Genomic DNA, 5,488 nt, shown 5'->3' with positions numbered 1-5,488 from the left:
GCTCTGCGGGCTGCTGGCTCGTACTCATGACGCAGACCCTACGGCCCGCCACCGACAGCGAGCGGCATACCATCGACCACAGACCCCGAGCACGTCATGATTTCGAGCGACGACCATTCGCAACGACCCCATTTCGCCCCGAAGGGAACCCGTGAACGAGGACGACACGAGCGGTGAGCGCGAGCGGTCCGGGCCGGACAAGACGTCCGGCAAGGGCAGACCGCGGCGCCCCGCCGAGCCGGGCGGTGGCCTGCTCATGGGCCGCCCCTTCGGCGTGCCCGTCTACGTCGCCCCCAGCTGGTTCGTCGTCGCCGCCCTGATCACCTGGGTCTTCGGCGGACAGCTCGACCGCGTGCTGCCGGAGCTCGGCGGCGCACGCTACCTCGTCTCGCTGTTCTTCGCCGTGGCCTTCTACGCCTCGGTCCTCGTCCATGAACTGGCCCACACCGTCGCCGCGCTCCGGTTCAAGCTTCCGGTGCGCCGGATCCAGCTCCAGTTCTTCGGCGGCGTCTCCGAGATCGAGAAGGAGACCGAGACGCCGGGCCGTGAGTTCTGGCTCGCCTTCGTCGGACCGCTGCTCTCCCTCGCCCTGGCCGGGGTCTTCTACCTCGGCATGTACGCGGTGGAGCCCGGCACCGTCCCCGGCGTGCTCCTCGCGGGCCTGATGATCTCCAACCTCATCGTCGCGGCCTTCAACCTGCTGCCGGGTCTGCCCCTGGACGGCGGCCGGATGCTGCGCGCCGTCGTGTGGAAGATCACCGGCAGGCCCATGGCCGGCACCGTCGCCGCCGCGTGGGTCGGCCGGGCGCTCGCCGTCGCCGTCCTCATCGGCCTGCCGCTCCTCACCCACACCGGCGCCCTCGGGAACTCCACCGAGGACATCGGCGGGGCGGAGACCGTCACCGACGCCCTGCTGGCCGCCATCCTGGCCGCCATCATCTGGACCGGCGCCGGCAACAGCCTGCGGATGGCCCGCCTGCGGGAGCACCTGCCGGAACTGGCCGCCCGCGCACTGACCCGCCGCGCCGTCCCCGTGGAGGCGGACACCCCGCTGTCGGAGGCACTGCGCCGGGCCAACGAGGCGGGCGCCCGCGCCCTGGTCGTCGTCGACGGCCACGGCGACCCGACCGCGCTGGTCCGCGAGGCCGCCATCGTCGGCGTTCCCGAGCACCGCAGGCCCTGGGTCGCCGTCGGCGGCCTGGCACAGGACCTCACCGAAGGCATGAAGATCCCCGCGGAACTCGCCGGAGAGGCCCTCCTCGACACCCTGCGGGCCGCACCGGCCACCGAGTACCTCGTGGTCGAGGAGTCCGGCGAGATCTACGGCGTGCTGTCCGCCGCGGACGTCGAGAGGGCCTTCGTCGCCGCCATGGCACGGCCCGGTTCCTGAAGCCCATACACTGGTCACATGTCCGAACCGACCGGTGCCGCCCGCCGTCGCGGGCCCTTCAAGGTCGGGGACCAGGTCCAGCTCACCGACCCCAAGGGACGCCACTACACGTTCACGCTCGAGGCCGGGAAGAACTTCCACACCCACAAGGGTTCCTTCCCCCACGACGAGCTGATCGGCGCTCCTGAGGGCAGTGTTGTCCGAACCACGGGAAACGTCGCCTACCTCGCGCTGCGCCCCCTGCTCCCCGACTATGTCCTGTCCATGCCCCGCGGTGCCGCCGTGGTCTACCCCAAGGACGCGGGGCAGATCCTGGCCTTCGCCGACATCTTCCCCGGCGCCCGCGTCGTGGAGGCCGGGGTCGGCTCCGGCTCGCTCAGCAGCTTCCTCCTGCGCGCCATCGGCGACCACGGCATGCTGCACTCCTACGAGCGCCGCGCGGACTTCGCCGAGATCGCCCAGGCGAACGTGGAGCGCTACTTCGGCGGCCCGCACCCGGCCTGGCAGCTCACCGTCGGCGACCTCCAGGACAACCTGACCGACGCCGACGTCGACCGGGTCATCCTCGACATGCTCGCCCCCTGGGAGTGCCTCGAGGCCGTCTCCAAGGCGCTCGTCCCCGGCGGCATCCTCTGCTGCTACGTGGCCACCACCACCCAGCTCGCGCGCACCGTCGAGTCCATCCGCGAGATCGGCTGCTTCGCAGAGCCGCAGCCGTGGGAGTCGATGATCCGCAACTGGCACGTCGAGGGCCTCGCCGTGCGCCCCGACCACCGGATGATCGGCCACACCGGCTTCCTGGTCACGGCCCGCCGTCTCGCCGATGGCGTCGAGCCCCCCATGCGCCGCCGCCGGCCCGCCAAGGGCGCCTACGGCGAGGACTACGAGGGCCCCAACAAGGGCTGACCGGCCGTCGCCGACCGCCCGTAACGCACGGACGCCGCCGTCGAGTTCCCGTGCCCCGCACCGAACTCGACGGCGGCTTCGTCATGTTGGCCGCCGCGCACCTTTACCCCAGTCTTACGGACCCCGCTGTTCCGGTCCTCTGTGACGTATGGCACGATGCTGGCCACCCCCACCGGCTGAGCCCCCTCAGGAGACCACTCGCGTGCAGAACTCCGTCGCCGTTCCGGACCTCGCGCACACCCATGCCCGCCCCGTGCACTGGCTGGCCACGGCGGCGGCGATGGCCGCGGTGGTGGCGGGGGCGGGGATGCTCCAGCCCGACGCCGCGACGGCCTCCCAGCCCGGCGCCGGCCCCGGCACCACGACGGCCGCGGCCGCCGCTCCCGCACCGGACCCCGCGGCCGTACGGCTGCCCATCGAATGCGGCGGACTCCCGAGCGTGGTCACGAAGAAGGCGACGGGGGACCTCGACGGAGACGGCAGTCCCGAGACCGTGGTGGCCGCCCGCTGCGACGCCGGCTCCGGCACGCCGCCCAGCGGGCTCTATGTACTGGCGGGCGGCCGTGACGGCGAGCCACGAGTGGTCGCCACCCTGGTCGAGCCCGCGCGGAAGCAGAGCGTCGGCGAGCTCGCGGTACGTGACCGGACCATCACGGCGACCCTGCTCGGCTATTCGTCGGCCGCCGTGCCCAGCTGCTGCCCCGACGAGAAGGAACGGGTCAAGTGGCAGTGGCAGGGCGGCAAGTTCCTCCGCGGCACCCAGGCCGAGGCGCTCGGCGCCTGACCCGTATGTGATCCGTCACTCGGCGTCGGGTCCGTAGACCTCGACGTTGTCCGAAACCCGACGCACGTGGATGCAGTCGCCCGGGCACTCCTTCGCGGAGTCCACCACGTCGTTCAGCAGCGGCAGCGGCACCGGCGTTGTGGCTCCCGGGGCCTGGAGCAGCTCGTCGTCGGCCGACTTCACATATGCGAGGCCGTCGATGTCGAGCTCGAAGACCTCAGGGGCGTACTGCGCGCAGATTCCGTCCCCGGTGCAGAGGTCCTGGTCGATCCAGACCTCGAGCGCGTCGGCGGCGCCGTCGGTGGGAACCTCGTGCTGCACGGTCATATCTCCTGCCGTTTCCTTCGTCGGGCGTGGCTCTGTGATGCAAGTCGTGCCGCTGTTGACGGGTGTTGAACGCTTCGACGATACAACCGCCCGCTTTCCGATGTTGCTGGGTGGGTATCCCCTGGGTATTCCCCTCGCAGGAGCAAGAGCGCAAGGGTGAAGATCGGACACACCCCTTCCGTCTTTGTGATCTAGGGGTTTCAATCACCACCCACACAGGTAGGGTCAGGAAGCGTCCAGCTCCCCTTGGAGGAGGTGAGGACCGTGGCAGCCCACGACGACGACATCAACCGCGGCATCCGGCCGGGGCGGGGGTCTGAAGACCCAGCCGGCCAGGTTGCCTATCTCGAGCAGGAAATCGCCGTCCTGCGCCGCAAGCTCGCCGACTCTCCGCGACACACGAGGATTCTCGAAGAGCGGATCGTCGAGCTGCAGACCAACCTGGCCGGCGTGTCCGCTCAGAACGAGCGGCTCGCCAACACACTCCGTGAGGCCCGCGACCAGATCGTGGCCCTCAAGGAGGAGGTCGACCGGCTCGCGCAGCCGCCGGCCGGCTTCGGTGTCTTCCTGCAGGCGATCGAGGACGGCACGTGCGACATCTTCACCGGGGGCCGCAAGCTCCGGGTGAACGTCAGCCCCAGCGTCGAGCTCGAAGAGCTCCGGCGCGGCCAGGAAGTCATGCTCAACGAAGCGCTCAATGTGGTCGAGGCCATGGAGTTCGAGCGCGCCGGGGACATCGTCACCCTCAAGGAGATCCTCGAGGACGGCGAGCGCGCCCTGGTGATCGGCCACACCGACGAGGAGCGGGTGGTGCGGCTCGCGGAGCCGCTGCTCGAGATGAACATCCGGCCCGGGGACGCCCTTCTGCTCGAACCCCGCTCGGGTTACGTCTACGAGGTGATCCCCAAGAGCGAGGTCGAGGAGCTCGTCCTCGAGGAAGTCCCCGACGTCGACTACGACAAGATCGGCGGACTCGGCGGCCAGATCGAGATGATCCGCGACGCCGTCGAGCTCCCGTATCTGCACCCCGATCTCTTCAAGGAGCACGAACTGCGGCCGCCGAAGGGCATCCTGCTCTACGGCCCGCCCGGCTGCGGCAAGACGCTGATCGCCAAGGCCGTCGCCAACTCCCTTGCCAAGAAGGTCGCCGAGGTGACCGGTCAGCCCGCGGGGAAGAGCTACTTCCTCAACATCAAGGGCCCCGAGCTCCTCAACAAGTACGTCGGTGAGACCGAGCGCCACATCCGCCTGGTCTTCCAGCGTGCTCGTGAGAAGGCGAGCGAGGGCACTCCCGTCATCGTCTTCTTCGACGAGATGGAGTCCCTCTTCCGCACGCGTGGATCCGGCGTCAGCTCGGACGTGGAGAACACCATCGTCCCGCAGCTCCTGGCCGAGATCGACGGTGTCGAGGGCCTGGAGAACGTGATCGTCATCGGCGCCTCCAACCGCGAGGACATGATCGACCCCGCGATCCTGCGGCCCGGCCGGCTCGACGTCAAGATCAAGATCGAGCGTCCGGACGCGGAGGCCGCCAAGGACATCTTCGCCAAGTACCTGACCCCCTCGCTCCCGCTGCACGCCGACGACCTCGGCGAGCACAACGGATCGAAGGAAGCCGCCGCACACGCCATGATCCAGTCGGTCGTGGAGCAGATGTACGCGGAGTCCGAGGAGAACCGCTTCCTCGAGGTCACGTACGCGAACGGCGACAAGGAAGTCCTTTACTTCAAGGACTTCAATTCCGGCGCGATGATCCAGAACATCGTCGACCGGGCCAAGAAGATGGCCATCAAGGCCTTCCTCGACCACAACCAGAAGGGCCTTCGCGTCTCCCACCTCCTCCAGGCATGCGTGGACGAGTTCAAGGAGAACGAGGACCTGCCCAACACCACCAACCCGGACGACTGGGCCCGCATCTCCGGAAAGAAGGGCGAGCGGATCGTCTTCATCCGCACCCTCGTCACCGGAAAGCAGGGCGCGGACACCGGCCGTTCCATCGATACGGTGGCGAACACCGGTCAGTACCTGTAAAAGGCACACCGGCTGCGGATGCCGGCGGTCCCCCGCCGAAGGCAGGGGGA

Annotated in this window: 5 protein-coding genes; 4 read left to right on the top strand and 1 reads right to left on the bottom strand. The window is 69.3% G+C overall.

Annotation, left to right across the window (positions count from 1 at the left end):
* Positions 1 to 151 precede the first annotated feature (151 nt).
* From ACWGH4_RS30330 to ACWGH4_RS30320, 3 genes are all read left to right on the top strand, one after another.
* Positions 152 to 1,390: a site-2 protease family protein gene (locus tag ACWGH4_RS30330; RefSeq protein WP_453466536.1), complete on the top strand. Its 1,239-nt coding sequence runs from the start codon at positions 152 to 154 to the stop codon at positions 1,388 to 1,390.
* Between the two features lie 18 nt (positions 1,391 to 1,408).
* Entirely contained in the window at positions 1,409 to 2,296 is an 888-nt protein-coding gene (locus tag ACWGH4_RS30325; protein WP_005319518.1) for a tRNA (adenine-N1)-methyltransferase, read from the top strand.
* 202 nt (positions 2,297 to 2,498) lie between these two features.
* A complete protein-coding gene (locus ACWGH4_RS30320; protein WP_453466534.1) occupies positions 2,499 to 3,080 on the top strand; it encodes a hypothetical protein in 582 nt (193 codons plus the stop codon).
* Positions 3,081 to 3,095: 15 nt separating this feature from the next.
* On the opposite strand, the gene ACWGH4_RS30315 is transcribed toward ACWGH4_RS30320, so the two are convergent.
* Entirely contained in the window at positions 3,096 to 3,407 is a 312-nt protein-coding gene (locus ACWGH4_RS30315) for a ferredoxin (protein ID WP_441265406.1), read from the bottom strand.
* A gap of 264 nt (positions 3,408 to 3,671) precedes the next feature.
* Here ACWGH4_RS30315 and arc point away from each other — a divergent pair, with 264 nt between their 5' ends.
* A complete protein-coding gene (gene arc, locus ACWGH4_RS30310; protein WP_441265405.1) occupies positions 3,672 to 5,438 on the top strand; it encodes a proteasome ATPase in 1,767 nt (588 codons plus the stop codon).
* Positions 5,439 to 5,488 lie beyond the last annotated feature (50 nt).

Source organism: Streptomyces sp. NPDC054847 (assembly GCF_053610925.1).
Note: the sequence above shows the minus strand (reverse complement) of the source record. Positions and strands in the feature narration are given on the sequence as shown.

Coding starts and splice junctions, on each gene's coding strand:
- ACWGH4_RS30325 (WP_005319518.1), top strand. CDS start 1,409: ATGTCCGAACCGACCGGTGCCGCCCGCCGTCGCGGGCCCTTCAAGGTC.
- ACWGH4_RS30315 (WP_441265406.1), bottom strand. CDS start 3,407: ATGACCGTGCAGCACGAGGTTCCCACCGACGGCGCCGCCGACGCGCTC.